Origin of the sequence: Paenibacillus cucumis (ex Kampfer et al. 2016) (assembly GCF_019748695.1) — a bacterium.
Lineage (GTDB): Bacteria > Bacillota > Bacilli > Paenibacillales > Paenibacillaceae > Paenibacillus > Paenibacillus polysaccharolyticus.
In genome coordinates, this window is sequence record NZ_JACLIC010000008.1 from 1 (window position 1) to 25,616 (window position 25,616).

The 25,616-nt window shown below is 48.2% G+C and carries 21 protein-coding genes and 13 tRNA genes; 5 read left to right on the forward strand and 29 right to left on the reverse strand.

Features of this window, described 5'->3' with window-relative positions; genetic code table 11:
- Positions 1 to 444 precede the first annotated feature (444 nt).
- The 7 genes from nagZ to H7T88_RS05150 all read right to left on the reverse strand — a co-directional run bounded on the left by nagZ (position 445) and on the right by H7T88_RS05150 (position 8,606).
- Positions 445 to 2,190: a beta-N-acetylhexosaminidase gene (gene nagZ, locus H7T88_RS05120; RefSeq protein ID WP_260510724.1), complete on the reverse strand. Its 1,746-nt coding sequence runs from the start codon at positions 2,188 to 2,190 to the stop codon at positions 445 to 447.
- A gap of 102 nt (positions 2,191 to 2,292) precedes the next feature.
- Positions 2,293 to 3,465, reverse strand: a complete 1,173-nt coding sequence (locus H7T88_RS05125) for an exo-beta-N-acetylmuramidase NamZ family protein (protein WP_154892055.1) — start codon at positions 3,463 to 3,465, stop codon at positions 2,293 to 2,295.
- Positions 3,462 to 4,175, reverse strand: coding sequence for a hypothetical protein (locus H7T88_RS05130; protein WP_154892056.1), 714 nt, complete (start codon positions 4,173 to 4,175; stop codon positions 3,462 to 3,464). Before H7T88_RS05130 ends, H7T88_RS05125 begins: the two co-directional genes overlap by 4 nt.
- 78 nt (positions 4,176 to 4,253) lie before the next feature.
- Complete coding sequence (locus H7T88_RS05135; protein WP_154892057.1) at positions 4,254 to 5,363, reverse strand: ABC transporter ATP-binding protein; 1,110 nt, start codon at positions 5,361 to 5,363, stop codon at positions 4,254 to 4,256.
- Positions 5,364 to 5,417: 54 nt separating this feature from the next.
- Positions 5,418 to 6,251, reverse strand: coding sequence for a carbohydrate ABC transporter permease (locus H7T88_RS05140; protein ID WP_154892058.1), 834 nt, complete (start codon positions 6,249 to 6,251; stop codon positions 5,418 to 5,420).
- Between the two features lie 38 nt (positions 6,252 to 6,289).
- Positions 6,290 to 7,210: a carbohydrate ABC transporter permease gene (locus tag H7T88_RS05145; RefSeq protein ID WP_154959941.1), complete on the reverse strand. Its 921-nt coding sequence runs from the start codon at positions 7,208 to 7,210 to the stop codon at positions 6,290 to 6,292.
- Positions 7,211 to 7,253: 43 nt separating this feature from the next.
- Positions 7,254 to 8,606, reverse strand: coding sequence for an ABC transporter substrate-binding protein (locus H7T88_RS05150; protein ID WP_221787464.1), 1,353 nt, complete (start codon positions 8,604 to 8,606; stop codon positions 7,254 to 7,256).
- Positions 8,607 to 8,976: 370 nt separating this feature from the next.
- Between H7T88_RS05150 and H7T88_RS05155 the strand changes: the two genes are divergently transcribed.
- Together H7T88_RS05155 and murQ are read left to right on the forward strand one after the other, a co-directional pair.
- Entirely contained in the window at positions 8,977 to 9,948 is a 972-nt protein-coding gene (locus H7T88_RS05155; protein WP_154959939.1) for a BadF/BadG/BcrA/BcrD ATPase family protein, read from the forward strand.
- A 20-nt stretch (positions 9,949 to 9,968) separates the two neighbouring features.
- Entirely contained in the window at positions 9,969 to 10,874 is a 906-nt protein-coding gene (murQ, locus tag H7T88_RS05160) for an N-acetylmuramic acid 6-phosphate etherase (RefSeq protein WP_154959938.1), read from the forward strand.
- A gap of 260 nt (positions 10,875 to 11,134) precedes the next feature.
- On the opposite strand, the gene H7T88_RS05165 is transcribed toward murQ, so the two are convergent.
- The 5 genes from H7T88_RS05165 to H7T88_RS05185 form a co-directional block, all read right to left on the reverse strand.
- Positions 11,135 to 11,974, reverse strand: a complete 840-nt coding sequence (locus H7T88_RS05165) for a MurR/RpiR family transcriptional regulator (protein ID WP_154960041.1) — start codon at positions 11,972 to 11,974, stop codon at positions 11,135 to 11,137.
- Between the two features lie 110 nt (positions 11,975 to 12,084).
- Positions 12,085 to 13,329, reverse strand: a complete 1,245-nt coding sequence (locus H7T88_RS05170; protein WP_260510725.1) for an anhydro-N-acetylmuramic acid kinase — start codon at positions 13,327 to 13,329, stop codon at positions 12,085 to 12,087.
- Between the two features lie 184 nt (positions 13,330 to 13,513).
- Positions 13,514 to 14,176 carry a GAP family protein gene (locus tag H7T88_RS05175; protein WP_154959937.1) on the reverse strand — a complete coding sequence of 221 codons (663 nt, stop codon included), beginning with the start codon at positions 14,174 to 14,176 and terminating at the stop codon, positions 13,514 to 13,516.
- Positions 14,173 to 14,931, reverse strand: coding sequence for a MerR family transcriptional regulator (locus H7T88_RS05180; protein WP_260510726.1), 759 nt, complete (start codon positions 14,929 to 14,931; stop codon positions 14,173 to 14,175). Before H7T88_RS05180 ends, H7T88_RS05175 begins: the two co-directional genes overlap by 4 nt.
- A 36-nt stretch (positions 14,932 to 14,967) precedes the next feature.
- Positions 14,968 to 15,126, reverse strand: coding sequence for a hypothetical protein (locus H7T88_RS05185; protein ID WP_186811768.1), 159 nt, complete (start codon positions 15,124 to 15,126; stop codon positions 14,968 to 14,970).
- Positions 15,127 to 15,309: 183 nt separating this feature from the next.
- Between H7T88_RS05185 and H7T88_RS05190 the strand changes: the two genes are divergently transcribed.
- Positions 15,310 to 15,975 (forward strand): DUF4097 family beta strand repeat-containing protein, encoded by a 666-nt coding sequence (locus tag H7T88_RS05190; protein ID WP_186812363.1) that lies wholly within the window; start codon positions 15,310 to 15,312, stop codon positions 15,973 to 15,975.
- Positions 15,976 to 16,142: 167 nt separating this feature from the next.
- Here the strand turns inward: H7T88_RS05190 and H7T88_RS28630 are convergent, their stop codons facing one another.
- From H7T88_RS28630 to H7T88_RS05210, 4 genes are all read right to left on the reverse strand, one after another.
- Positions 16,143 to 17,705 (reverse strand): MBL fold metallo-hydrolase, encoded by a 1,563-nt coding sequence (locus H7T88_RS28630; RefSeq protein ID WP_260510727.1) that lies wholly within the window; start codon positions 17,703 to 17,705, stop codon positions 16,143 to 16,145.
- Positions 17,702 to 19,300 carry an ABC transporter permease gene (locus H7T88_RS05200; protein WP_253500388.1) on the reverse strand — a complete coding sequence of 533 codons (1,599 nt, stop codon included), beginning with the start codon at positions 19,298 to 19,300 and terminating at the stop codon, positions 17,702 to 17,704. The genes H7T88_RS28630 and H7T88_RS05200 overlap by 4 nt, the downstream gene beginning before the upstream one ends.
- A gap of 164 nt (positions 19,301 to 19,464) precedes the next feature.
- Entirely contained in the window at positions 19,465 to 20,541 is a 1,077-nt protein-coding gene (locus H7T88_RS05205; protein ID WP_221787466.1) for an ABC transporter substrate-binding protein, read from the reverse strand.
- 160 nt (positions 20,542 to 20,701) lie between these two features.
- The gene (locus H7T88_RS05210; RefSeq protein WP_260510728.1) at positions 20,702 to 21,766 is read right to left on the reverse strand and encodes an ABC transporter ATP-binding protein; all 1,065 of its coding nucleotides are present in this window, start codon (positions 21,764 to 21,766) and stop codon (positions 20,702 to 20,704) included.
- Between the two features lie 409 nt (positions 21,767 to 22,175).
- Here H7T88_RS05210 and H7T88_RS05215 point away from each other — a divergent pair, with 409 nt between their 5' ends.
- Together H7T88_RS05215 and H7T88_RS05220 are read left to right on the forward strand one after the other, a co-directional pair.
- On the forward strand, positions 22,176 to 23,093 hold the full coding sequence (locus H7T88_RS05215) for a LysR substrate-binding domain-containing protein (RefSeq protein WP_221787475.1): 918 nt from the start codon (positions 22,176 to 22,178) through the stop codon (positions 23,091 to 23,093).
- 138 nt (positions 23,094 to 23,231) lie between these two features.
- The gene (locus H7T88_RS05220; RefSeq protein WP_221787477.1) at positions 23,232 to 24,092 is read left to right on the forward strand and encodes a hypothetical protein; all 861 of its coding nucleotides are present in this window, start codon (positions 23,232 to 23,234) and stop codon (positions 24,090 to 24,092) included.
- Positions 24,093 to 24,316: 224 nt separating this feature from the next.
- Here the strand turns inward: H7T88_RS05220 and H7T88_RS05225 are convergent.
- The 13 genes from H7T88_RS05225 to H7T88_RS05285 all read right to left on the reverse strand — a co-directional run bounded on the left by H7T88_RS05225 (position 24,317) and on the right by H7T88_RS05285 (position 25,575).
- Positions 24,317 to 24,387 (reverse strand) — tRNA-Gly (locus tag H7T88_RS05225).
- A gap of 12 nt (positions 24,388 to 24,399) precedes the next feature.
- A tRNA-Pro gene (locus H7T88_RS05230) sits at positions 24,400 to 24,473 on the reverse strand.
- Between the two features lie 15 nt (positions 24,474 to 24,488).
- Positions 24,489 to 24,565, reverse strand: a tRNA-Arg gene (locus H7T88_RS05235).
- A 6-nt stretch (positions 24,566 to 24,571) separates the two neighbouring features.
- Positions 24,572 to 24,646: transfer RNA gene (locus H7T88_RS05240), tRNA-Gly, on the reverse strand.
- Positions 24,647 to 24,654: 8 nt separating this feature from the next.
- A tRNA-Leu gene (locus H7T88_RS05245) sits at positions 24,655 to 24,742 on the reverse strand.
- A gap of 12 nt (positions 24,743 to 24,754) precedes the next feature.
- Positions 24,755 to 24,827 (reverse strand) — tRNA-Lys (locus H7T88_RS05250).
- 8 nt (positions 24,828 to 24,835) lie between these two features.
- Positions 24,836 to 24,910: transfer RNA gene (locus H7T88_RS05255), tRNA-Gln, on the reverse strand.
- A gap of 13 nt (positions 24,911 to 24,923) precedes the next feature.
- A tRNA-His gene (locus H7T88_RS05260) sits at positions 24,924 to 24,999 on the reverse strand.
- 92 nt (positions 25,000 to 25,091) lie between these two features.
- Positions 25,092 to 25,167, reverse strand: a tRNA-Thr gene (locus H7T88_RS05265).
- 19 nt (positions 25,168 to 25,186) lie between these two features.
- Positions 25,187 to 25,264: transfer RNA gene (locus H7T88_RS05270), tRNA-Asp, on the reverse strand.
- Positions 25,265 to 25,292: 28 nt separating this feature from the next.
- Positions 25,293 to 25,366, reverse strand: a tRNA-Met gene (locus H7T88_RS05275).
- A gap of 17 nt (positions 25,367 to 25,383) precedes the next feature.
- Positions 25,384 to 25,459: transfer RNA gene (locus H7T88_RS05280), tRNA-Val, on the reverse strand.
- 44 nt (positions 25,460 to 25,503) lie between these two features.
- Positions 25,504 to 25,575, reverse strand: a tRNA-Glu gene (locus H7T88_RS05285).
- Positions 25,576 to 25,616: the final 41 nt, after the last annotated feature.

The window sequence follows — 25,616 nt, forward strand, 5'->3', positions numbered from 1 at the left end:
TAGCTAGTGTCCAATATTAAGGGGTTGAACCGTTATTTCTCTAAAAACACATGCTCAACGCCCAATTTCGTATCTATTTCTCTAAATAAGCTTTCCTGTGATCGTTAGAATATAAAACCTGCTAATATCACCCAAATAACGTTTCTGGAGATCGTTAGATTTTAGAATCCACGAAAATGAACCAAATATCATCAGGCGTGGTCACTAGAACCGGTTACGGTTTGGGTTATCCCATTAATAATGCTTTCTGCATGTACAATAATAAGAGTATGCAACACGCAAAGGGACGAAGCATGAACAGCCTCGTCCCTTTTGTTATTCTCATACATCGTTTGTTATTCCGGCTATGTGACGAGACACCAGCTCATCCCTCATATCCTTAAAGGTTCAGTTTCAGCTACGTCAAGTCCCGTCAGATTGCGTCATATATAGAATTGCATCTATTTAATCAATCGTGACAGGAAGCTCGCCCTTGAACGGGATCTGTCCCATCATCGCTTTCGCTGCACTACTCATCGCGAGAGGCCGGCTCTCATATGCCGCGATATAAGTCTGCACATCCGGCAACTTCTGTAGGTCGTACGGGCTGCGAAGTGCGGTTACAGCCAGTGGTTTGCCAAGTTGCTGAAGCCAGCCGATCAACCGGCATTGCGGGTCACCGGAAGGGCTGCCTGCATTATGAGTGCCGATCACGATCTGCCCAACATCCACCGCTTCTGCGGCTTGAAGCAAACGAGCCGAGGATAGCGCAATTTCATCCGCTGCTACCCTCATATCCACTACTTCCAAACCTTGAGCTGACAAAGCCGCTCCGAGTGTTGCCCCACCATCCAACTGTTCATCCGCAATGCTTGTCACTTCTGCGGCAACCGTAATGACAAGTGTTCGCTCTTGTTTTAGCGGCAACATATGCTGTGCATCCCGAATTAATGTAATGCTCTTCTCACTGATTCGCTGAGCTACCTCCTGATGCGGTGGACTATTACGTTGAAACGGAACTGCAACTGGCTGATTTACATTCATGGAATTTATGGAATTGTGAACAACCGCCGGGGTCGCATAGATATCATCCACACCAGATATCCCGCTCATACTGACAGACATCTCCACTGCCGTGTCGCTCTCCAGCCCCATCTCCACATTCATCAGCCCACGCTTCATTTTATATGTCAACAGACGTTTAACAGATTCATCAATCCGCCGCTCACTGATACGTCCACTTTTCACCGCATTCATCAATGCTTCAAAAGCTTCCACCTGTAACTGTGCCGTATGACTGATCAGTACCATATCTGCTCCAGCTTCAACCGCCATCACCGCCGCATCGACGGTGCCGTAGTGAGTAGCGATCGCCTTCATCTCCATACAGTCAGTCAAGATCATACCCTCATATCCAAGCTCCTTACGCAGCAGTCCGGTCAAAACAGAATGAGATAATGTCACCGGCAGACGTTCTGGCTCCAGTGCCGGAAAATAAATGTGAGCAGACATCATTGCGTCTACACCCTCTGCAATGGCTGCACGAAATGGCAAAAGCTCTACCTGATCCACCCTTGTTCTGTCATGTGTAATCACAGGAAGATCCAGATGGGAATCCGTATCCGTGTCTCCATGGCCGGGAAAATGTTTGGCGGTTGCAGCTATACCCGCTTGCTGAAATCCAGCAATGGAGGCCGCACCGAAGTCAGCTACCTTTTCCGCGGATTCCCCGAAGGAACGCACGCCAATGACCGGGTTGCTCGCATTGTTGTTCACGTCGAGTACGGGTGCAAAATTCATGTTGATGCCCATCGATTGTAGCTCCGCTCCACTGATCCGTGCCGCTGCATAAGCATCTTGCACCGATCCGGCCGCAGCAATGGCCATCTGTCCAGGCATAAGTGCAATCCCCTCTGTAATTCGAGCCACCATGCCGCCTTCCTGGTCAATAGCAATCCAGAGAGGTACATTGCCACTTGCTTGCGCAATGTTCTGCAAACCGCCGGATAGCCGCTCTACCTGCTCAGGCGAAACCACATTCCTTGCAAAATAAACGATACCGCCAATCGGGTAATCTCCAAGCAGCTTCTCTATCCCGCCTTCCGGCTCTGTTCCATGAAATCCGCATAACAGCATCTGCCCGATCTTATCCCTTAAGCTCATCTGTCCGATTCTTTGCTTCACCCTGTCCTTCAAGCTACGCATTAGCATTACGTCTCCTCCTCCCATGAACCTCACGACCCTCGTGCCAAAGAGCAGCATCCCTGTCTGTCACGCTACTCTTCATTCATCCCTATCTGCCCATTAAGCCCGTCATTCATCGTATAGCAAATAGGGTCTGCGGCGTTCCTGCCACATCTTCTCCTGTTCACGCCAAGCTGCCATTAAACGAAATAAACTACTACCGTCTCCAATGATCTCGCGAACCTCTCTCCCTCCAGTAAGTAAGTCAATAAAATATCGGGAGCCCTTACGCGGAGGTTCAAGCCACTCGAACTGTTCGGGGTATCGAACGGCTATCTCATGCAAAAGCAACAAACCTGTCTCCACGGAACGGAATTCCTTTTCTTCTGTGACAAAGAGCCTTACACCCCCACATCGTTCTCCTGCATGTTTGGAAAAGGCCGGTGTCATATACACCGGGTGGAAATACACCCCGTCCAATCCATGAGACCGCATCGCATCTGCTAGCTGTTGGCCATCGATCCACGGGGCACCCAGCCATTCAAATGGCCTTGTCGTGCCTCGACCTTCCGATACATTCGTACCTTCCAATAGGCACGTTCCCGCATAAGAACGCACGGTATCTACCGTTGGCATATTAGGCGAAGGCATCATCCAAGGCAGCCCCGTCTCCGTAAAAGTCATGCTTCGCCGCCAGCCCTCCATCGCTATGACGTCTAACTCACAGGGCACATGATGCTCGGCGTTGACAAGCAAAGCCAGTTCCCCCATCGTCATCCCGGTACGAATGGATGTAGCCCAGGCTCCTACGAAGGATTCAAACCCGGCCTTGAGTAAACCACCCTCCACCTCCATACCGCCAAGCGGATTGGGTCGATCCAGCACTAATAGACGTTTTCCCGACTCGCCACAGGCCTCCATCATCTCAATTAACGTCGAAGCATACGTATAATACCTCACACCCACATCCTGAATATCAAAAAGAACCGTATCCACATCAGCCAGCATGTAAGGCTGCGGCTTTTTATGTATACCGTACAAGCTGTATACCGGAATGCCATAACGGGAGTGTTCCGAGTCTGGAAAAGGAATACCTGCCTGCAGCTCTCCGGACAGCCCATGCTCACATGCAAACAAAGCCGTCAACTTGGCATCCACCAAGCCTGCACATACATCCACCGTGGAGACAAAGTCTGCTGTGATGCCCGTCGGATTCGTCACCAAACCGATTCGTGCGCCACCAGTTAACCAGGGATGTGAAGCTCCCTCAGCCAGCACATCCGCTCCTGTTTTCACCCTCATGATACATGACCTTCGCTTACCCAACCGGCTTGCTGATGATCATTACCACGAGACAATTCAGGCTCCTCTTCAGGTTCAATCAGATTACTTGTGGCCTTATGCTGATAGATGGCAAACATACCTGCAAACAACGCTCCGAATCCCACAACCGTCAGCATAAGCAGCGCGCTAAGGCACACCACTTGGAAGCAGGCCGCAATCGTATACCCCGGATAACGGAAGAACAACTTCACGCTCTCTCCCATCGCCTGCAGGAAGCCCATTCCTTTTTGCAACATAAGCTGCCAAGTGTAAAACTGTGAGATGAACGCCAATATGACAAAAAACGTCTGAAACATGCCTACTGCCATGCCCGTCATGTTGCCTTTCCCTCCGTAATACCACCAGGTTGACCAGAGGATGAAACCGAGCAGTGCAACCAACAGCCCCGTCACACCGCCCGGAAGCAGCCCCCTCAACGTACCTTCCCATATATCACGCAGCGCGTTTCGGCGCTCTTTCCGCTCCAGCCGATGATGCACTGCGTAACAGACACCGAACAAGAGCGGCATATAGATGATGGCAAGTAGCAGCACGGCCACCGGTATCGGCGCAAACATGAGAATCGGAATGAGCAGCACGGAGCTGCCCGCACTGAACAGCGCCACCGGAATAATATCCCGGTAGATCTCTACCCCTGACTTGACCACCACTTCGCTCAGTTTACGCATAAAAGCTCTCCTCCCTGTAATTTGTGAAAGCCGTTATTCGTTAAGAGTTTGATTACGCTCTCCATCATGACGGATCTTCTATTCCCGTCCGATCGCCATCTCCGTCTCCGGGTCAAAAAAATGCGCTTTGCGCATATCTAGCACAAAGGTCTTATCCATACCCACATATGCATGGGTCTCAGGATGAACCTTGGCTGTCACCGTCCGGCTTCCGAGACGGAAGTAGAGCAAATTTTCCGAACCCAGATGCTCCACCACCTGAACACGTGCTTGAAGCATGTGATCTTGCGGAACATTGGGTGCCACATCATCACCAAAAATATGCTCTGGACGCAGTCCAAGGATGACTCGTTTGCCCTGATAGCTGTTTAAGCGCTCTAGCACATCCGCTGGTAACGTGAACGATGTACCCTCCACCTTCACTTGCGTACCTTCGATGTGAGCATCAATGAAGTTCATTGCAGGCGAGCCGATAAAACCGGCGACAAACATATTGCGCGGACTTGCATAGAGCTCTTTCGGTGATGCGACCTGTTGAATATCCCCATGATTCATCACTACAATGCGCTCGCCAAGCGTCATAGCCTCGACCTGATCATGTGTAACATAAACGATTGTAGCGCCCAGCCTTTTATGCAGCTCGCCAAGCTCTACACGCATCTGCACACGCAGCTTGGCATCGAGGTTTGAGAGCGGCTCATCGAACAGAAAAACCTGTGGATCACGCACAATCGCTCGTCCCACGGCGACACGCTGGCGCTGTCCTCCGGACAATTCGCGAGGCTTACGTTCCAGCATAGCTTCCAGGCCAAGGATTGAAGCAGCATTCTGTACTTGCTCATCAATATAGGCTTTGGGTTTCTTCAGATTTTTCAGACCGAAGGACAGATTCTCCCGAATGGTCATATGAGGATACAAGGCATAATCCTGAAAGACCATCGCGATATCCCGATCCTTGGGATGCAGATCATTCACAATGCGATTCCCGATGACGATGTCCCCACTGGTCTGTTTCTCAAGCCCTGCGATCATTCGCAGTGAGGTTGTTTTACCGCATCCCGAAGGCCCAACAAACACGACAAATTCCTTATCTTCTATTACAAAGTCCGAACCGGCGACCGCCGTGAACGTTCCTTTATGGTCGTCTTTGAACTCTTTGCGCACTTGGCGAAACTCCACGCGTGCCATAGGTTAATCCCCCTTTTACATTGTCACCTGTTGTAACTGCATAGGTTGCAGTGGTTATCCCTTCACGGCTCCAATCGTGATGCCTTGCAAGAAATAACGTTGCAATGAGAAGAACAGAATGATCATCGGCAATGCACCAATTGTAGCTCCAGCCATCATGGCACCGAAGTCGGTGGATTCAGCAAAAACAAAGGATGCGAGTCCAACCTGTACCGTCCGCATTTCATTCGAATTGGTGATCAGGAAAGGCCAGAAAAATTCATTCCATGAGGCGACAAAAGTGAAAATCGCCAGCACCGCGATGCCTGGCTTTGCCATAGGCAGAATCACTTTCCAGAAGATGCCGAACTCACTGCACGCATCGATTCGAGCCGCGTGAATGAGTGACGTCGGCAAGGTGGACATAAATTGTTTCATCAGAAAGATATTGCCCACACTGACTGCTGCGGGAAGGATAATCGCTGTGTACGTGTCTCCCAGATCAAATACGTTGACCATCAAAATGTAGAGTGGAATCAGCGTCACCTGTGCAGGAATCATCATGGTTCCAAGCAGCACCCAGAACACGGCCTGGCTGCCCGGAAATTTTAATTTAGCAAATGCATATCCTGCCAGCGAAGCAAAGAACACATTGGTGACTGTCAATATAATGGAGATCAGCAGCGAGTTATAGAGCCAGCGCCATGCATCCGTTTTGGCAAAAAAACGTTCATACGGCGACATGGACAACTGCTCGGGTATCATCTGTGGCTTAAACGAAGCTGACATCGTTGTGTCTTGCACCGATCCGACGAGCATCCAGTACATCGGAATAATCGTAATCAGTGCCCAGCCAGCGAGCAAAACAGACGCTATAACAAGCAACATCTTTTTTCGTGTTGAATTCATACGTGTATTCACCCCCGGATGCCTAATGAAAGCCCTAATTAATACTCGATATCACTGGAGAAATATTTGAATTGAATCACGGAGATGACAATAATGATGACTGCCAGTACAAAGGATTGTGCCGAGGCTAATCCAAACTCGTAAAACTTAAAGGCCGTCTCATAGATTAAATAAGCAATCGTAGTGGTCGCAAAGTTAGGCCCGCCTTGGGTCATCAGGTATACGGAAATAAACACTTGAAAGGACGTAATGACGCCAGTCACAAGCAAGTAGAGCGTCGTTGGTTTCAAAAGGGGCCATGTGATCTTGCTGAATTGTGTCCATCCGCTCGCATGATCGATATCGGCAGCCTCGTACAGCGATTTAGGGATACCTCCCATAGCTGCAAGATACAGAATGATGCCTGCACCGTGGGAACCAAGCCAATTCATCAAGATTAGAGAAAAGAGGGCTGTCCCTGACTGGCCAAGCCAGATGACCGGGTCAAGGCCGAAAAAGCCCAGGAAGCGATTGAGTAGTCCCGAATCCGTCGGGTCAAAAATGGCGAGCCACACGATCGAGATCGTCACTCCCGATGCTACCGCAGGCAGATAAAGTGTGGCCTTGAAGAACGTCTGCCATTTGCTTTTCATCTGGAAGATAAAATACGAGAGCACAAATGTAATCAGGATGTTGACGGGTACTGTTCCAAGTGTAAAAATGACGGTATTTTTAATCGATTTCCAGAAGGTTTCGTCCTTCACCAGACGTTCGTAATTGTCCAATCCCACCCACGTGGAGTTCATGATGTTGTATTTCTGAAAGCTCATAACAAGAGCTGTTAATACGGGGTACATTGTAAAAACGAGAAACAGCAGGACAGGCGCCAAAATAAACAAATACGCCCACCCGTAATCTCGCCAGAACCGGACAACCCGGGAATGCCGGGGTGCAGGCTCCGGCGCAAGGGCGGTCTGCATGGCGAATCCTCCTCTCCGAATCAAAGTATCACTGCGAAGTTATTTATTGCCCGAACATCTGCTGACCTTTGCCTTTGAAGTCTTCCGCAATCTGCTCCGGGGTTTTCTCACCCGAGAACAGCGCCTGAATGTTTGGTTTCACAACCTGTTCCTTGAATTGCTTTTGCTGTGATGCTTTGTCAATGTCCAGCTTGAGCACGACCGGCATCGCGATGTGTTTGGCCATTTCTCTGGCTGCATCCAGATTTACCTGCTGTCCCAGCTCCTTGCCTTTGAATAAGTCAGCTTGCGATTGTCTAACAAAAGGAAGAGCCAGCTCATTAGCCGAGTTCCCTGCTTTAGCACCGCTAAGCGCCTCCATTACAAGAAAAGTATTTTTGGCATGCTGCTCGCCCTTGTCTTTCTTCTGTTTGAAGGCCACATAACCCTCGCCGCCCATCGTTGTTGCCGCAGGCTGATTATCATTGTGCGGTACGGGCAGCAATACAAAATCAATCTTTTCACCCTGCACCTTGCCATCGTCAATATCTTTGTTGCGGTTCTGAATCATGACATCATAATAAGGAATCGCCTTCGAGATGATTGCCGTTTCACCGGCATAGAACATGTCCGTCCGCTTCGCCGGAGCAAGTGCTGCCGTTTCCTTCGGCATATAACCCTGATCCATCAAATTTTTGATAAAAGAGAGCGTGTCCAGAATCCGTCCATCGTTCCACTGGAACTTTCCGGTTTCGTCCAGCACATCAATCATGCCGTTGTTACGGGACAGCATTTCGATAAAATCAAGCGAAGTACCATCTGTCACCAAGGCATATTGTTTACTTCCGTTATCCAGCGTTTTCGTCAACTTGGCCGCGGCTTCGTTAAACTCTGACCAGGTCCAGCCATTCTTCTGGATGCTCTTCCAATCAATGCCCGCTTCATCGAGAATACGTTTGTTACCGCCCCACGCCCACTGGAACTGATAAAGAGGCAGACCGTATTGTTTCCCTTGAATCTGCCCCAGTTCCAAAGTGCCCGGCAGATAGTCATCTTTGATCTCAGGGGTCAGATAACTGTCCAGTTCCAGTGCCAGTCCGGTATTCACATACGTAACGTCCACACTATGGAAGTACAGATCAGGCGGATTTCCCGCGTTTAAAGCGACATCAAATTTCTTGGGCCCCTCAGCCCAGGAGAGCATTTCCGTTTTCACCGTAATATTCGGGTGTTCCTTATTAAAATCAGCAATTAAACCCTTCAATTCATCCTCGTATGTGCCATGAACCGGGTATGTCCATACCGTCACCGTATCATTCGCACCTGGATCATTCGAATCTGCTCCACCACTGTTGCCACAGGCTGTGATCCAGACCATCAATAACACCATTGCCAAAACAAGACCCTTCCTTTTCATATCCTTCATCTCCTTTTGCATGTCGTCTTCTCTTGTCCTACGCCCATTATGAATGTCTATTGCTGGTGCCCTTCTGTTACCTTTCCCTTTCGTAACCCTCTGTTCACAGCTTGGCACAGAGCCGAAATCTACACCTCCTTGGAGATCGACCTGTTCGGCAAGGTCTAGTTTTTTACTAATGAAACTTTAATGTTAATTAATGTAACATCAATCGTATCGATTCCTTCCAAAATTGTGGATTGAATTCATTATATGAGGTGTAAAATAAAAATTCAACAATAAATTTATTCATAAAATTTAATTTTACTTTTTCGTTTTAAGCCTCTATACTATGAAAAAAAGAAAATAAGCCCTAACGAGGTGAGCACGCTTGCGAGTATATGTAGGAATTGATGGAGGCGGTACCAAAACTGATGCAGCAATCATTTCTGAATCTGGGGACATTCTGGCAACAGCTCGTGGCGGTGCAACGAATCCACATAGTGTGCCGCCTCACGAAGCTATAAAGGAGTTATTTCATCTCTTAGATGTTCTATTTTCATCCGATGTAGATTTTTTGTCTAGTTGTGAGAGTATATGTCTCGGTATGTCAGGTATAGCTGAAGATCAGGAGCGACAGTGGATCACCGCTCACGTTAATGACTATATGAAAAGCAAGAAAAACACGGCTGATTCCATTCATGTAAACTGTACGATCCATGTTGTCACGGAGGGAGAAATCGCGCTAATGGCCTCGCTTGGGCAACCGCACGGTTTGCTTGCCATTTCAGGAACCGGCTCAATCATCTATGGAATCACACCGGCACGTAAAGTGAACCGGGCAGGCGGGTGGGGACATCTACTCGGAGATGAGGGGAGCGGTTATCGAATTGGACAGCGCGCACTGCAAAGCGTTATGAAGAGTCATGATGGCGTTTTGCCTACAACCATTTTGACATCACTCGTATTGCAGGAGTTGCAAGTCAAGCATCCACCGGAATTAAAGTACGTGGTATACCAAGCGGACTGGAACAAATCAAGTATGGCTTCCATAGCTCGCCTGACAATAGAAGCCGCTGCTGGAGGGGATGAGGTAGCACGTTTCCTTCTGATGGATGAGGCACAGCAACTGGCCGATACCGCTAAAGCGCTCATACGCCAACATGTTTCTTTTGCCACGGCTCCTATGGCACTTTCCGGTTCCATATTTCGCTACTCTTCCCTGTTTCGAAATACATTCCTTCAACATCTTACCGAAGTGCACGATCAACAACAGGTTGTCTGCTCGGAAAATGCTCCTGTCCCGGCCGTGGGTGCGGCACAGTTAGCAAGACTACAATGCCACTTGGATAAATCATTCTAAACAAAAAGGAGGGCTTACGGATGAATCATACCCTTAACTCATTAGTAACGGAACAGCCTAACCCACAGACAGATGATATGGATCAACTGCCTTCAGGCGAAATTATGGAACTCATCAATCGGGAAGATCGCCGCATAGCTGAGCTTATTCAGCCACTAATTCCAGTCATTGCTCAAGCCGCAGACCACATCGTAACCAGCTTTCAATCGGGAGGAAGACTGTTTTATGTAGGTGCAGGTACAAGCGGCAGGCTGGGTATTCTCGATGCATCGGAATGTCCCCCTACGTATGGTACTCCACCTTCTATGGTGCAGGGCATTATTGCAGGCGGGTTTCGGGCAGTTAAAGATCCGGTAGAAGGCGCAGAAGATAGTGAGGAAGCCGGGGGAATGGATTTGAAGCAGCACGGACTACGCGCCAACGATGTTGTCGTTGGTATTGCAGCAAGTGGACGCACCCCTTATGTGCTTGGAGCCATGAATTATGCCAGGCAGCTTGGTGCTGTAGTCATCGGGTTGAGCAATAATGCAGGTACACCTATGAGAGCAATCTCGGATGTGAGTATTGAAGCGGTTATGGGACCAGAGGTTGTGATGGGGTCGACTCGCATGAAAGCCGGCACCGCCCAGAAAATGATTCTGAACATGCTGACGACAACAGCGATGATCCGTTTAGGTAAGGTATATCGAAATTTCATGGTGGATCTGAATCCGTCCAACGAAAAGCTTGTACACCGGGCAAAACGCATGATACAGCTTGCGACTGGAGCGCAGGAAAACGAAATTGAACAAGCCTTTACCGCAGCAAATGGACATGTCAAAACAGCCATTGTGATGCTGATGGCGGATGTCGATGCAGACGAAGCCGGGCGTCGGCTAGAGAATGCAGACGGTTTTGTACGTCATGCGATTGCCGGATCAGGCTGATCGGGACGGCACCTTGTTTGTATTAAAGAAGTTGTGATAAAGAAGCTCGGGCAGCAAGTCATTTGGTACGTATAGGCGAGCTTTCCCGGCGCTGAGAGATGGTTATTTACACGAGAGAAGCCTTGCTTGCCCGGTTGGCTTCTCTATTTCTATTTTTCCTAGCGTACAAGTGTAGTTCCTCATCAAAAAAATCCCAAGTACATGTGACTGTACGGGATTCTCCACGTTTCTATGTTCTAACCACATCATAATCTCGTTGCTCATTTATGCTCCTGAATCGCTTGTCTGCTCTTCTCCAGGTACTGCACCGACTGATTATAATCCCGGCTGGCAATAGCCAAATAAAGAATATCAATGACGTTAAGCTGTGCAATGCGTGAAGAGGTAGCTCCACTGCGAATATCGCTCTCCATCGACGTAATCATAAGAGGAACATCCGCAAGACTGCTCAGCGTGTTACTGCCCCACTTGGTAATGCTGATTGTTCCTGCACCACCTTCACGGGCATGCTTCAAACAGGAAATCACATTGGAGGTCTCGCCTGAATAAGAGATACAGACCACAACATCGTCCTCACGCAACGTCGTCGCAGACGAAATCTGCATATGTGGATCGGCGAACGAAAAGCTGGTTCGGTTAATTCGCATAAACTTGTAATGTGCATCCAATGCGATCAAATTAGACGCCCCCACGCCGTAGAAAAAAATGCGATTGGCTCCATTCAGCATGTTAACCGCCTGATCTACAAGCCTTGGTTCCAAAATATGAACCGTGTCCTTGATCGATTGAATATTGTTTGTAGACACATGTTGAATAATACTCTCGATGGAGTCTTTAGGACGAATCTCTGTATATTGAAATTGCTCATTGGTCTGTAAATCCCCCGCTATCTTGAGCTTCAGCTCCTGAAAACCGGTTACACCCAGGGATTTGCACAACCGGATAATAGCGGCCGGACTGCCTCCGCTTCGTTCAGACAGTTGCGCAACGGACGACTGCACTGTCTCTTGGGGGTGTTCCAGAATGTAGGCTCCGATCTTTCGTTCTGACGGAGTCAGATCATCCAGTAATGCGCGTAAACGTACAAGTCCACCTTTCATACCTTCCATCCGCTCCTCCTCTCCGTACTGTTATCTGTACAAGCATTTTATCTTATATTTATGGCCACGTCTAACGGGAGACACAGCTTACCTTGGCAATTCAATGGCCACTACAGAGTCAGATGTCCCGAAATAACAGCGTGTGCCGCACCTGTTACACGAGGAAGTGTATTGGTTCTGCCCATCAAAGCCTCATGTCCAAGCAGCGCAAACCCCATCGCTTCCCTGGCATCATCCGGAACACCGTAATCTGCTGTACGCTCCAGACGTATGGATTCTGGAAGTCTTAGCCGAATCATCTTCATTAATGTGTCATTGGACGTCCCCCCGCCGCAGGTAAGCATTGCCGAGATTGACGTCTTGGGCAGCACAAAATCCTCAACGGCCCGTACAATTGTTTCTGCTGTAAGCCAAGTTGCGGAAGCTAACAGATCTTCCAGTGACAGATCATGCAAAGCCGCAAATTCCATAAGTCGTTTGGCATAATCTGCACCATAAACTTCACGTCCGGTACTCTTGGGCGGTTGTCGACGAAAGTACTCATCATTCAAGCAGTATGCGGCCAGCTCGGGGTGCACGGTTCCCTTCGCTGCTATACTTCCATTAGGATCGTAATGCTGCTTCCCTTCGGTAGCATGACGAACCAGTGCATCTATCACCATATTCCCTGGTCCTGTGTCAAAAGCCGAAACCTCCGTCTCGGATGATCCTGACGGAAGCACAGTCACATTGCCGATCCCGCCAATGTTCTGCACCAGACGTCCTTCCGTAACACTACGGAACATTAATGCATCCGCATAGGGCGTCAGCGGAGCACCTTCCCCGCCTGCAGCCATATCACGTGCACGCAGATTACCAATAACGGGCAGCCCGGTGCGCTCTCTTACTACAGCACACTCGCCGATTTGCAGTGTAGAGCTTACTTTCATACTGCCGGTACCCAATGGGCTTGGAAACGCAGAAGGCACCGGTGCATGCCAGATTGTCTGCCCATGCATGCTGATTACATCGACTTGGCTGCTTGAGACACCAGCGGATTGCAGCAGCTCCTGTACACTCTGTGCGTACCATTCGGATACACCGAAATGGGCTGTTGTCAGCTCATCAACACGAGCTGTTTCGGGAGAACATAAGCGAATCAACTTCTCTCTGAGCTCATTCGTATATGGTGTACAGACAAAATCAATAAGATCAAGCCGTTGCATTGCTCCGCTCTCATCGGTTTGAATATGTACCAGTGCCGCATCCGTTCCATCCAGCGACGTTCCAGACATCAATCCAATCACCAGGTGCTCCCGTTTAGAACGGTACTTTGCCCACATCGGGTAACTGCTGATATCTCCTCGTGTGTCCATACGTATGCCAACCTCCCTAGACCGGATGCTCCACCTGCCCCGTCCTGTCCATATTTCAATCAGTATATGATACAAAATTTCACAAGTCAATTATAACGTGAAATTTAATTACACTTTCATATACTTCTTTTATCTCGCACTCCATATCTCTTATATCTGCTCTTTCTACTACATAGACGAAACGCTACAAATAATCGAGTACGTTGAAAATAAGAATAAGTCCAGCTATGCACATAACCCACGAGAGCATAGAGTCTGAATGTTCAACCAGCTTACGATGCAACTTCTCCAAGTGGTATTGAATGAATGACCCGATCCAAGTGTACAGCAGATAGATCAGCACAGACGGCATAATCATCAAAATATTGTAACTGATTAGTATCGGCAACCACTCCAACCATGAGAGCCCCTTACTCGTCATGAGACCTACTGCACCGAAATATGGTAAAGCTGTGCCTGCTTCCAGCAAAAACGTTGTAGACCCCATTAAGACTACTCCCACAGTACCAGTAGAGCGTAAAGAATGGATTCGATTATTTTTTCGAGAACTGGGTTTAATCCAGAAGCTTACCACAAACAACAACGCACCAATGATAAATATCGACCAACTTGCAATCTTGTTATGGAAAAAGGAACTCAAATAATCTTGTACAAACTCCATCGCCAGCATGAGTATACAGCCAAGGAGAAAGTATAGTACCGTAACGGTCAGCAAATACACAGCCAATCGCGAACCGAATTGTCTTTGCCCCAACGCCATCAAATAGACGGTTACCCCCAGAAGTGTTGGGCTTAACATATCCAGAAATGCGAGACCTCCAACATAGAGCAACATTTCAGCATTCATTCAGCTGTTCCACCTTCGTTGGTTATAAAAATGTCATAGGCCGCCTCCATATAATCTAAAAGTTCAGGCTCCAAGGGGTAAAAGCCAAGCTCTTCGGAAACTTCAGCCGATTTCCTCGCCTCCCATAGTTTGTTTAAAAAATCATCCTGCCCTGCGAAGTCCTCTCGTTGCTTCTCCATCATTCGCCTGATAATGTTCTGTACTTTCTCATGTTTAGGCGGTTCATGCATATGACTCTTAAGCTGCCCAAGCAGTGCAATCCACTCCAGCGAATGGGGGTCGTTTGCTCGCATCCGTGGTAACTTCCGCCACATCATCATTTCATCATGACTAAATAATTCCTCTCTTAAAGAAGGTCGCTTGGCTACTTTGGGTTTGGAGAGTTGAATCAGCTTTTCGATCGCTTCATGCTGATCTCCCTGCTCCAGCACTAAGCTGTGCAACATCTCCCTGATCGATACCTCCATCGATTTCAGCCGTTGTTGCTCTTCTACAATGTAATTCAGCTGATTACGCAAAGAATGCTCCCAATTCCAAGACGCATCCGATAACATCTCCTGGATATCTTTGAGCGCATAACCCAAATCTTTGAGAAACTGAATCTGCTGAAGCTTCTTTAGATCGTTCTCTACATACAAACGGTGACCACCATCAGTCTTAGAGGATGGCTTTAAAAGACCGATTGAATCATAATACCGCAGTGTTCTTACAGTAATATCCGTCTTACGTGCAAGTTCATTAATATGAATATACAACCTTCATTCACCTCTCAGGCATCCTGTACAATTCGCTCAGGTATCTTTGTTTTTCCGTTCTCCAGACCACACATATTTCAGAAGATAACCAGCACCTAACCCGATTAATACACCTGGAAATAAATAATCCATGGTTAGTCCGATGCCTGCCCCGATGATAACACAACTGTATATGAGGACATCCCCAGTTTTCATGTTCGCACCTCCTTCTATTTGCAAAACAAGACCTTTTTGATTTGTGACTATTATATAAAATGACGTAACGTCAGCTTCAACTCCTAATCATTATGCAAAAAACTTGATCCTTACGTAACGTCATCTCGTACGATGGATGAACACACCCTGTTCCTAATCCATTTCTTATTACGAGGTGATTTAATGAAAAAAGTTTGGCCTGTATGGCTTTGTATGCTTCTCATTCTGGTATCCTGCAATCCGCCTCATGCCCCTTTTACAGACAATCAGACCATGCCGCTTGGTACAGCTAAAGTCATTTCTATTGATAATGGCAGTACTCCCGTAACCATAGAAACCATATCCGACCTTGATTCGTTGGAAGTGTCCAGTACTGCTCCTGATCGTAAACCTGCTTTCACAATAGAACGAAGCCAGCAACACATTCGAATCGCAGCCAACAATCATCTGTTTCGCATCTTTAACTTGGCCAATAAGCCCGTCATGGTCGTCAAAATCCCTCTACATTATAAGGGGAGTCTGCAGATCAACAGTTCGTCCGGAAGCGTAAACATCATTCGGCCTCAGAATAGTCTGGTAGTGGATGGAACTAGCGGCTCCATTGAACTGACCGCAGACCGTATTGTTTCAGATATTCGCCTTGCCTCCACCAGTGGTAAGATATCGCTAAGAATCGCGGAGCCTGTACCTGATGTAAGTTGGACACTCGAATCCCGTAGCGGAAGGCGTTCTTTTGCTCTTGAATGGCGGCAGATGAACGAAAATAAACATATATCACAAGGGGTTACAGGTCAGGGAACACATCAAATACACGTGATAACTCGATCAGGTAATATTCAGGTTCAATAGTAAGAGCAGGCCATCCCCCTTAGGACAGACGCTTCCTTAGAAATTGAAAAAAATAATAGTTTAGCCATACGACAAAAAAGGCACACGAGGTGCCTTTCTGGCTGTTAAAGCTATTCTTTGTCCGTATCCTTTCGAAATCAAAACTGAGATGATCGTTAAGCTATTCTTCAAAAAATTAACTCATCCCCAGGAGATAACAGATCAATATCCGTACCAGATCGAAATTGTCCAGCGAGCAATCCTTGTCTCAGCCGCTCTGTCTCTGCAAGGTCGGTATGAACCAGCACGTTGTGCCGGGCATTGACCCGGTTCAACATCCGCTCCACATCATGCCATCCTTGATGAACCTTATATCGGACCTTTTCCACCCTGCATGTGCCGTATTGCTCAGGACTTTCGAGCAATTGATGTGCGAATGTACCGGCAGAAGTATGTCCCGTAAGCAAAATCAGATTTTGCACTTCAGGTGCCCACATCCCGTAATACCAGCGTGCGAGTGAAGACTGCATCATGCCATCCGGAATGAACCAGAGCGAAGCCTCATATTTTTCAAGCAACGTTGTCCGCTCTTCGGGTGTACTCACGCTTTCCCAGCCCTCTCCGCTCAGAAATGTTGCAATCCGATGAGCAGGCGCACTTTCGGTGACTTCACCTTCCAGCTCTCTAAGCCAAAAAGATGCACGATGCAACTGCTTCATGCCATCTACAAGCCTCTGCTCCACAATCAAAGGTACATCTGCAAAACGATGTTGTGCCCACAGAATCAGTTCCTGTCCTCGGCCAACCGCAGGCATGGGCAAGAGCACCTTACCCCCTTGATGAAGAGCATTCTGGATGGCACTTTCCAGCTGCTGTAACTTGTCTGCCTGTGTATCACGATCTGTTCCGTAGGCTGCATCGATAATAGCCAAATCTGGTCTGATGATAGGTAGCTTATGCCCGTCTTCTTTTCGGTCTATATGTTGATCTTTCTGTTGATCGTTGTACTGATCTTTGTGTGGATATTCGTGTGTTGTCACCTGCATTTGCGCTTCCAAAGGAGCATACTCCACGACTTGCCTGCTACTCGTAACGGATGCTTTGCTGGACAAAGACAAACGTTGCGCTCCACCTACTACAGAAGCAACGGGCATGACCTCGTTCAGTCTTTGCCTCTTCAGATCAGCCTGCCTGAATCCGTCAGCCACATCATCTGCCTGTAATAGAATAGATTCCAACGTGTAATCACCAGAGTACAGTATTCGCTTATCTTCCATTTCCAGCCCAAACCAGACTGATCCGGCCAAATGTCCAGTACGTCCCCACATGACCGATACACCAGGTAACAATTCAAACCAGTACTCACGCTCAGCCTCATCCTCTAAAAATCGATAGCGAATCCGTTTTTCATCTACTTCATCATAGGGCAAAGATTGACCTGCACGTTCCATATTGTTACGCCATGATCGAAAGTAAGTTGTTAGCTGCTCTTTCGTCTCGCGTGTTGTCCACACTTCACCCGTATACCCCAGCTTGTAAAGTAGCGGGATGGCAACGGAGTGATCCTCATGGGCATGGGATAACAGCACTGCATCCAGTTGTGGCACAACCTCCGGTTCGATGAGCGGATATTCGCCGTTGCCTTCTTTTTTCACACCACAGTCAAGCAACAGCCGGTAACGGCTCCCGCTAAGCAGATAGGCAGAACGTCCGTGCTCGCCCGCACCGCCCCATACATTCAGTTTGATCATGAAGCATTCCACTTTCTCTTTGAATTCAGCATTTCAATCCCAAGCAGCATCAGTACGGTCATGCCGACGGTTACTACAGCCATCGCCATACCAAGTGACACCTGACCCTGTTCAAACTGGGCAAAAATATACGTCGCCGACGTCTGCATCGACGGCGGAAGAATCAGAAGCGAGCCGACCAATTCTCGGGTCGCAATCGTAAAGGTCATCATCCAGCCCGCCAGCATACCGGGCAGGATCAGCGGAACAAGGATGCGCCGCAGAATGTACAGCGGCTTACCGCCAAACACCTGACCCGCCTGAAACAACGTGCCATCGATCTGGGTAAAGCTTGATTTTACATATTGCACGGTATATGGCAGGAACAGCACAACATACGTAAGCACCACCATCCCATACGTGTTGTACAGCGTAACGGGCATCCAAGGCGAGTTCCAGAACAGAATCAGACCAACTACCATAACAATTCCCGGTACCGTGTTTGGTAGCAGACTGAACAAGTCGATGACCCGCTGCATGAACGAAGATGACTTGCCAATCGCCAACGCAAACCCCGTACCTATGATTACTGCCACCGTAGAAGCTGCCAGAGATAATCCGAGACTGTTTCCGATCGCCTTCATGCTTACTGAACCCCAGGATAACAATTCCCGGTAGTGCTCCAATGTCAGATTGTCCAGCGCAAGTCCTACTCCCCGTAGCTTCATCGTAGATGCCGCTATGATCGAGAAATACGGGATGCCGATGGATAGAATGAGCAAGATGGCAAGATATGCACCACATAACCATCCTGCCCACCCCCGCAAAGAATAGCGCTTCGAGCGTTGTCCTTTACCGCCTACCAACCGATATGTGAACTTCCGGCTGATTGCTGACTGCATGTACCACATAACCAGACAGACGGACAGCAACACCGATGCCAGTGAAGTCGCCTTACCGAAGTCGATCGGCCAGCTGGAGATGTATTTGTGAATCTCTGAAGTCATCACATAGTAGCCGATTTTGCGCCCGAAGGTCGCGGGTGTACCAAACTCCGCAATCGTTTTGACAAAAACAAGCATAATTCCCATCCCGTAAGATGACAACAATAAGGGTAAAATAATCCGTCTGAATCGGTATCCGGCACGCCCACCGTGCACGGCTCCCGCTTCTTCCAAATTACCGCCGATGCGGATTAACGCATCCCGTAGCAGCAAGTAGAGGAAGGGGAACAAGTGCAGACTCATGATCATCACCATGCCCCAGAAGCTGAAGAACAGCTCCGTCCAGTTCGCAGAGGAGGGTATCCATTGCTGGAGGTATCCCCCTTTTTGCATAAATAGAATCCATCCCATCGAGCCGATATACGGCGGGGTCATGAACGGAATCATCAGGATGACATCCACCCAGCGATGCTCTCCCATTCGGGTTTTGGACATCATCCAGGCAAGCGGTAACGCCAGTAGTGTTGTCATCGCCACCACGCAGATGCCCAGCCACACGGAATTCAGTAACACACCGGATAGATGATGCCCCGTAATCGTACGCAAAGGCGCCATCCAATCCCATTGCCCGTTCGGGTACACACTTTGCCAGAAAATGAGTAACAAGGGCATCCCAATGCTAATTGTCAGCAGAAAGAGGGCCAACACCACCCCCACTCTCCGAAAAATACGGTTGTTATCTGTTACAACAGGTTTCACTACGCTCACCTCACATGACTTTCCACATCAAGACAGCAGCATCACCTGTTGTCCACCGTTTCTGTATTTGCGTTCACTTATTTAAAGGTTTCGGAGAAACGTGCTGCGGTTTCATCACCATGCTCGCTCATCCAGTTCCAATCCACTTTCAGTTGCGGAATATCCTTCACGTTGGCACGGTTGGTTGCTTCGATATCTTCACGTCCTGGAATCAGGTATGCATCTGTAACCAGCTTCTGTGCTTCATCCGACAATAGATAGTCGATAAATGCTTTGGCATTCTCTACGTTAGGGCTGGATTTCAGAATGGCCGCCGGTCTTGGGCTGATCACTGTACCCTCTTCAGGGTATACGATATCCAGCGGTTCCCCTTTGGCTTTGGCGGAATAAGCCATATAGTCTACACCTGCTGCCACAATGCTTTTCGCACCCGTAATCACCGGGTCAAGGGCTTCCTGATTCGCTCCTGCCATCGCTACACCGTTCGCTTTGTAGGCGTCCAGCAGATTCCATCCTTTTTCACCATTGGCGCTCAGGTAACCTGTAATGAAATCAAGTGCGGAGCCAGATAGGGTCGGATCAGGAATATTCACTTTATCTTTCCATGCGGATGTTGCGAGTTCAGCCCAGCTTGTAGGCGGCGTTGCCACCAGTTTGCTGTTATACACGATGCCCAGTGCAGATGCACTACTGCTAAAATAATTTCCGTCTGCATCCGACCATTCCTTATTCAGCTTGTCCGCATTCGCGGCTTCCGGATATGGCAATGTGAGTCCATCCGCTTTCAGAGCTTGTGCCGAAGGCAAGGAAGCCAGAATAACGACATCTGCTACCGGATTGGCTTTTTCCGCCTCCATACGAGCCAAAATTTTACCCGTCGTTCCCTGGAACATCTCGACCTCAATGCCTGTCTTCGCTGTAAATCCATTCACGATATTGTCTGCCAGCTTCTGTGGACCTGCACTGTACAATACCAGTTTGCCGCCTGCTGCTTTGTTCGGCGCTTCCGCTGCCGCTGCTGCATTTCCTTCCCCTGCGGGCTGTGCTGTGTTTCCAGTCGTTGTATTCCCCGTGCTACATCCGAATAGACTCAGACTCATCACTGCTGTTAATAAAAGTGTTGCACTCTTTTTACTTGATTTCATACTGAACATGTCCATTCCAGCTCCCTTAGTTTCGAATTAGAGTAAAACTGCAAGTGTTTGCTTCCATTTCTTCGATCATATCTTCTTTATTTTTTCTGTTATTGTCTTTATTGCATTATGCTTCGCGTTTTGAGAAAGCTTGTCGCTGTAGTTCACTGTAAGTCGCTATCTATCGAGCTACGGCGATCACTTCTCGCTGTTTAACACTAGCATTCGGCTTCATATCATGTTTCATACCCGGCTTTGGACTGCCCTCCTGGCTCTGCGCATCATGCATTCGGCAGATTCGTTCCGGCGATACATAGAGCTGAACTTTCTCTCCAACGCTTAATCTATGATTCGCATATGCTGTCCACACGCCCAGTCCTTCCATCTGCACACGTACCTCGTAGCGTTCTCCCACATAGCTGACGCTGAGAATAATTCCGGGGTAGCCCAGATCATCGTGGCTTGTTTTGTTCCAGGTGACATATTCCGGCCGAACCATGGATTCGTTTGGCGTAAGCCAATTGGACTTTCCGATAAACGATGCGACATAAGAGTCACTTGGCGCAGAGTAGATCGTTTCCGGGGTACCTTTTTGCAAAATCCGCCCCTTCTGCATCACCACGATCTCATCTGACATCGACATGGCCTCAATCTGATCATGTGTCACATACAGGGCAGTGAGTCCCATATCGCGTACCAGTGACATCATCTCAATCCGCATCTCTTCTCGCAGCACAGCATCCAGTGCACTCAGCGGCTCATCAAACAAGATAACACCCGGCTTCACCGCTACCGCCCTGGCAAAAGCAACCCGCTGCTGCTGTCCACCCGACAGCTGATGAGGATACCGATCTTCCATGCCTTGCAGGCGAACCATGCCAAGTGCTTCATTCACCTTTTGCCGCAGATCAGCCTTCTGTTTGCCTGCTTTCAAGCCAAAAGCTACATTTTCATATACCGTCATATGCGGCCATAATGCAAAATCCTGAAACACCATGCCCAGATTACGCTTGTGTGTCGGTGTATCAATCCGCTTTGCTGTAGAGTAGAAGTACTCCCCATCCGCACGAATCTCCCCCGCATCCGGCTGTTCCAGTCCGGCAATCATGCGGAGCAACGTCGTTTTGCCGCAACCCGAAGGGCCAAGCAAAGTGGTGAATTTTCCGTGTTCAAGCGTCAGATCCGTGGGCAATAGTGCAGGCGTTTGATGAAATGATTTTTGAATTCCTGTTAACTCCAGTTTCATAAGCACCCCTGCCTGTCCTCTTTACTAAACTTTTATTGCGTATCCCTTGAACTACTCTCTTGTTTTACTCTGTTATTGTGTTTCTCCGTTATTTCGATTTCTTCTGTTGCTGTTGCTGTTGCTCTGGCTTAGCTTAGCTTAGCTTATCTCGTTTATATTGCTCTGCTTGAGCTTATCCCCTTTAAACTGCTCTTGTACTGTTTTCAGTCTAACGCTCGCTTTCGAGAGTTGTTTGTTATGTTTGTAAAATGAGAATTAACTTTTTAGATGAATTCTGTTGATGTTCATAGATTAAATCTATAGATAGACACGGTATGATCTTTCATAGAATTTTCTATGTGCTTTCCTTGTAGGAATCGGATTATTATACATACCGCGAAGTTGTAGAACAGAGGAGTGTGGGAGAAACATGAACCTGATCAAATTACAAATTGTTGAACTGATCGACAAATATCATCATATGACAAGTGTGGCCGAGATTCTGGGCATCAAGCAACCAACGGTTACGTTTCATATGAAGTCACTGGAGGAAGAGATGGGGGTTCGTTTATTCGAATCTCGCAGTGGAAAAACATTTCTGACCGAAGCTGGACAAGCCTTGCTTCATTATAGTGTCAAAATCAATGCCCTAACCCAGGAGGCCCGCCGCGTCGTCAAGGAATACGACAGCCTGTACCGGGGTACGCTCCATATTGGAGCAAGTTATGTTCCAGCTACCTATCTGCTACCCGCGATGCTTCATACGTTTTCTCAAGAGTTTCCGGGTATTCGGATGTTGTTGTCTGTCAAACCAGCCCCGGTTATCCGCGAGATGGTCATCCGGCATCAGCTTGATCTGGGCATCATCTCATCCGAACCTTTTGTTGGGTCGGTATTACACGCCGAAACGTTATGTGAGGACGATCTTGTGCTCATCTGCTCTCCGCAACATGGGCTGACTCAGAAAGAATCGTTGCATCCTGAGGATATTGCACAGGTGCCTTTTGCTTTACACGGTGATGAGTCCAGTACGCGAAGGCTGACCAACCACTGGCTTGTACAGCACGATATCCGGCTGCGGAGCACCGTGGAGATGGATTCCCTGGAAGCGATCAAACAGCTTGTGTTACTTGGCGGTCACATCTCCTTCATGTCGCGGATGGCCGTTCAGTGGGAGGAACAGCAGGGTCTTATTCAGGTGCTTCCCATTCCGGGGGAGCAGGCACCACGCCATATTTATACCGTTCATAACAAGGATCGCCACCCTTCTGTTCAGGTCAATCGGTTCATCGAAGTCCTGCACGAAGTCATGAACACACAGCCTTTACTACATCATCCTATCGGTTGAACCTATATAAACTATCGCGGGCCATTCATGAAATCTATGCAAGGTTAACGTAATGTGCGCTTCCCGTTAATCGTATTCAGAAACTTGCACGGTAAAGTGGGGTCTGTACGTTAATCCAGATTAGGAGAGTGATTGGTTTTGAAAAAGTGGAAAAAAGTAACCGCCTCGTTGATGCTCAGCATCGTCACCCTGGGAAGTGGACTAACATTTCTGGATACGCCGCAGGCTTCAGCCGCTGCCAATGCCGTTCCCGCTTATGAAGTGAAGTTCCTCGCCAAGCCGGAGCTTGTGTTAAACGCCAATGGAACACCACGCAGTGAGGTCATCCAGACCCTAGGGCTGAACGCTACATCACGAAATATCAATGTGGAGTACTTTGACACCAATGCTCTCGGATTGGATGCCCAAGGTTGGAACGTCCGTTTTCGCAAAAAGGATGATAAAAACAACTTCGAATTAACCTACAAGAAGCGTTATCCTGTCATTAACGGGGATATCAATGTTGCACTGACACTTGCAAATCAGGAAGGCTTCGATTCATCAGATGATAACTACGAGGCTGAAATTGACTGGGGATATGGTAAACAAACACTGAGCTTCTCCAACACGAAAAAAGTAGACACCAAAACAACTGGCACACAGTTGCCTTCCGAAAAGGATGCCTTGGATCTGCTATTGGACAAGCTTCCCGGTAAATTAAAAAACTGGTCTGCCTCCAACTGGGGCAAACAACAACTTACACAGGCCCGTGCCTATGGCCCAATCACCTTCCAACGGTATGAAGGTACATGGAACGGTCAGGAGCTTACCCTGGAAGTATGGCCGATCCGCAATGCAGCAGGTACGGGTATTGAAAATATCGTCGAGGTTTCATTTAAAACAGATGACGCAGCAACCGTATCTGGTCTACGTAACCAATTACTACAATTGCTTCAAAACAAAAACTGGTTGATCCCTGCTGATGGTCTGAAAACACAGACCATCCTGGAACGGTATTAATGTAAAGCGATATGCAGTAGAAACAAAAACTCCTCCTGCTTCTTTAGATAGAAGCAGGAGGAGCTTTTAATTTTCATCATATTTATCCGATAATTTAAAAATTAGCTTTCACAAGACAAATGTTCTTTTTCCGGGGCATATATATAAACTATGTATACTCTACAACACTAAAACTAAACAATAAAAAAGAGTTCTTGCATTATGCAAGAACTCTTTGAATCGTAAGCGGGTGATGGGAATCGAACCCACGCTATTAGCTTGGAAGGCTAAAGTTCTACCATTGAACTACACCCGCATAAACGAAAAATCGGGATGACACGATTTGAACATGCGACCCCCTGGTCCCAAACCAGGTGCTCTACCAAGCTGAGCTACATCCCGATATAAAGGAAATAATGGCGCGCCCTGAGAGATTCGAACTCCCGGCCTTTTGATTCGTAGTCAAACGCTCTATCCAGCTGAGCTAAGGGCGCATATATTGGAGCGGAAGACGGGAATCGAACCCGCGACCCTCGCCTTGGCAAGGCGATGCTCTACCGCTGAGCCACTTCCGCAAAATATATGGTGCGGTCGAGAGGACTCGAACCTCCACGGGGGGTTAGCCCACACGGACCTGAACCGTGCGCGTCTGCCAATTCCGCCACGACCGCATAATATGAAAGTGAGTCATGAAGGATTCGAACCTTCGACACCCTGATTAAAAGTCAGGTGCTCTACCAACTGAGCTAATGACTCATAGTAAATGGCTGGGGATATAGGATTTGAACCTATGCATGACGGAGTCAAAGTCCGTTGCCTTACCGCTTGGCTAATCCCCAATAAAGAAAACTATGGGGCGATCGAGGGGAATTGAACCCCCGAGTGCCGGATCCACAAACCGGTGCGTTAACCACTTCGCCACGATCGCCATAAAATCAAACATTAAAGCATGAGTTTTTAGTATTACCATCAGAGCTTATATTATACAACTTATAAACCTCTAATTGCAAAATACTAAAATGGTGCCGGCGAGAGGACTTGAACCCCCAACCTACTGATTACAAGTCAGTTGCTCTACCAGTTGAGCTACACCGGCGCGGTGTAAAGTATTAAAATGGCGGAACCGACGGGATTCGAACCCGCGATCTCCTGCGTGACAGGCAGGCATGTTAGGCCAACTACACCACGGTTCCAGATCACTTTCGGTTAGGAAAGCTACAATTGCGGGGGCAGGATTTGAACCTGCGGCCTTCGGGTTATGAGCCCGACGAGCTACCGGGCTGCTCCACCCCGCGTCATTTAAAAAAATATATGGTGGAGGCTGAGGGGATCGAACCCCCGACCCTCTGCTTGTAAGGCAGATGCTCTCCCAGCTGAGCTAAGCCTCCATCTTTGGGATTCTCATCCCACTCTTTAGTTATTAAAATAACTATGACCCGTAGGGGATTCGAACCCCTGTTACCTCCGTGAAAGGGAGGTGTCTTAACCCCTTGACCAACGGGCCTCACTAAAAAAGAATTATGGCGGAGAGAGAGGGATTCGAAC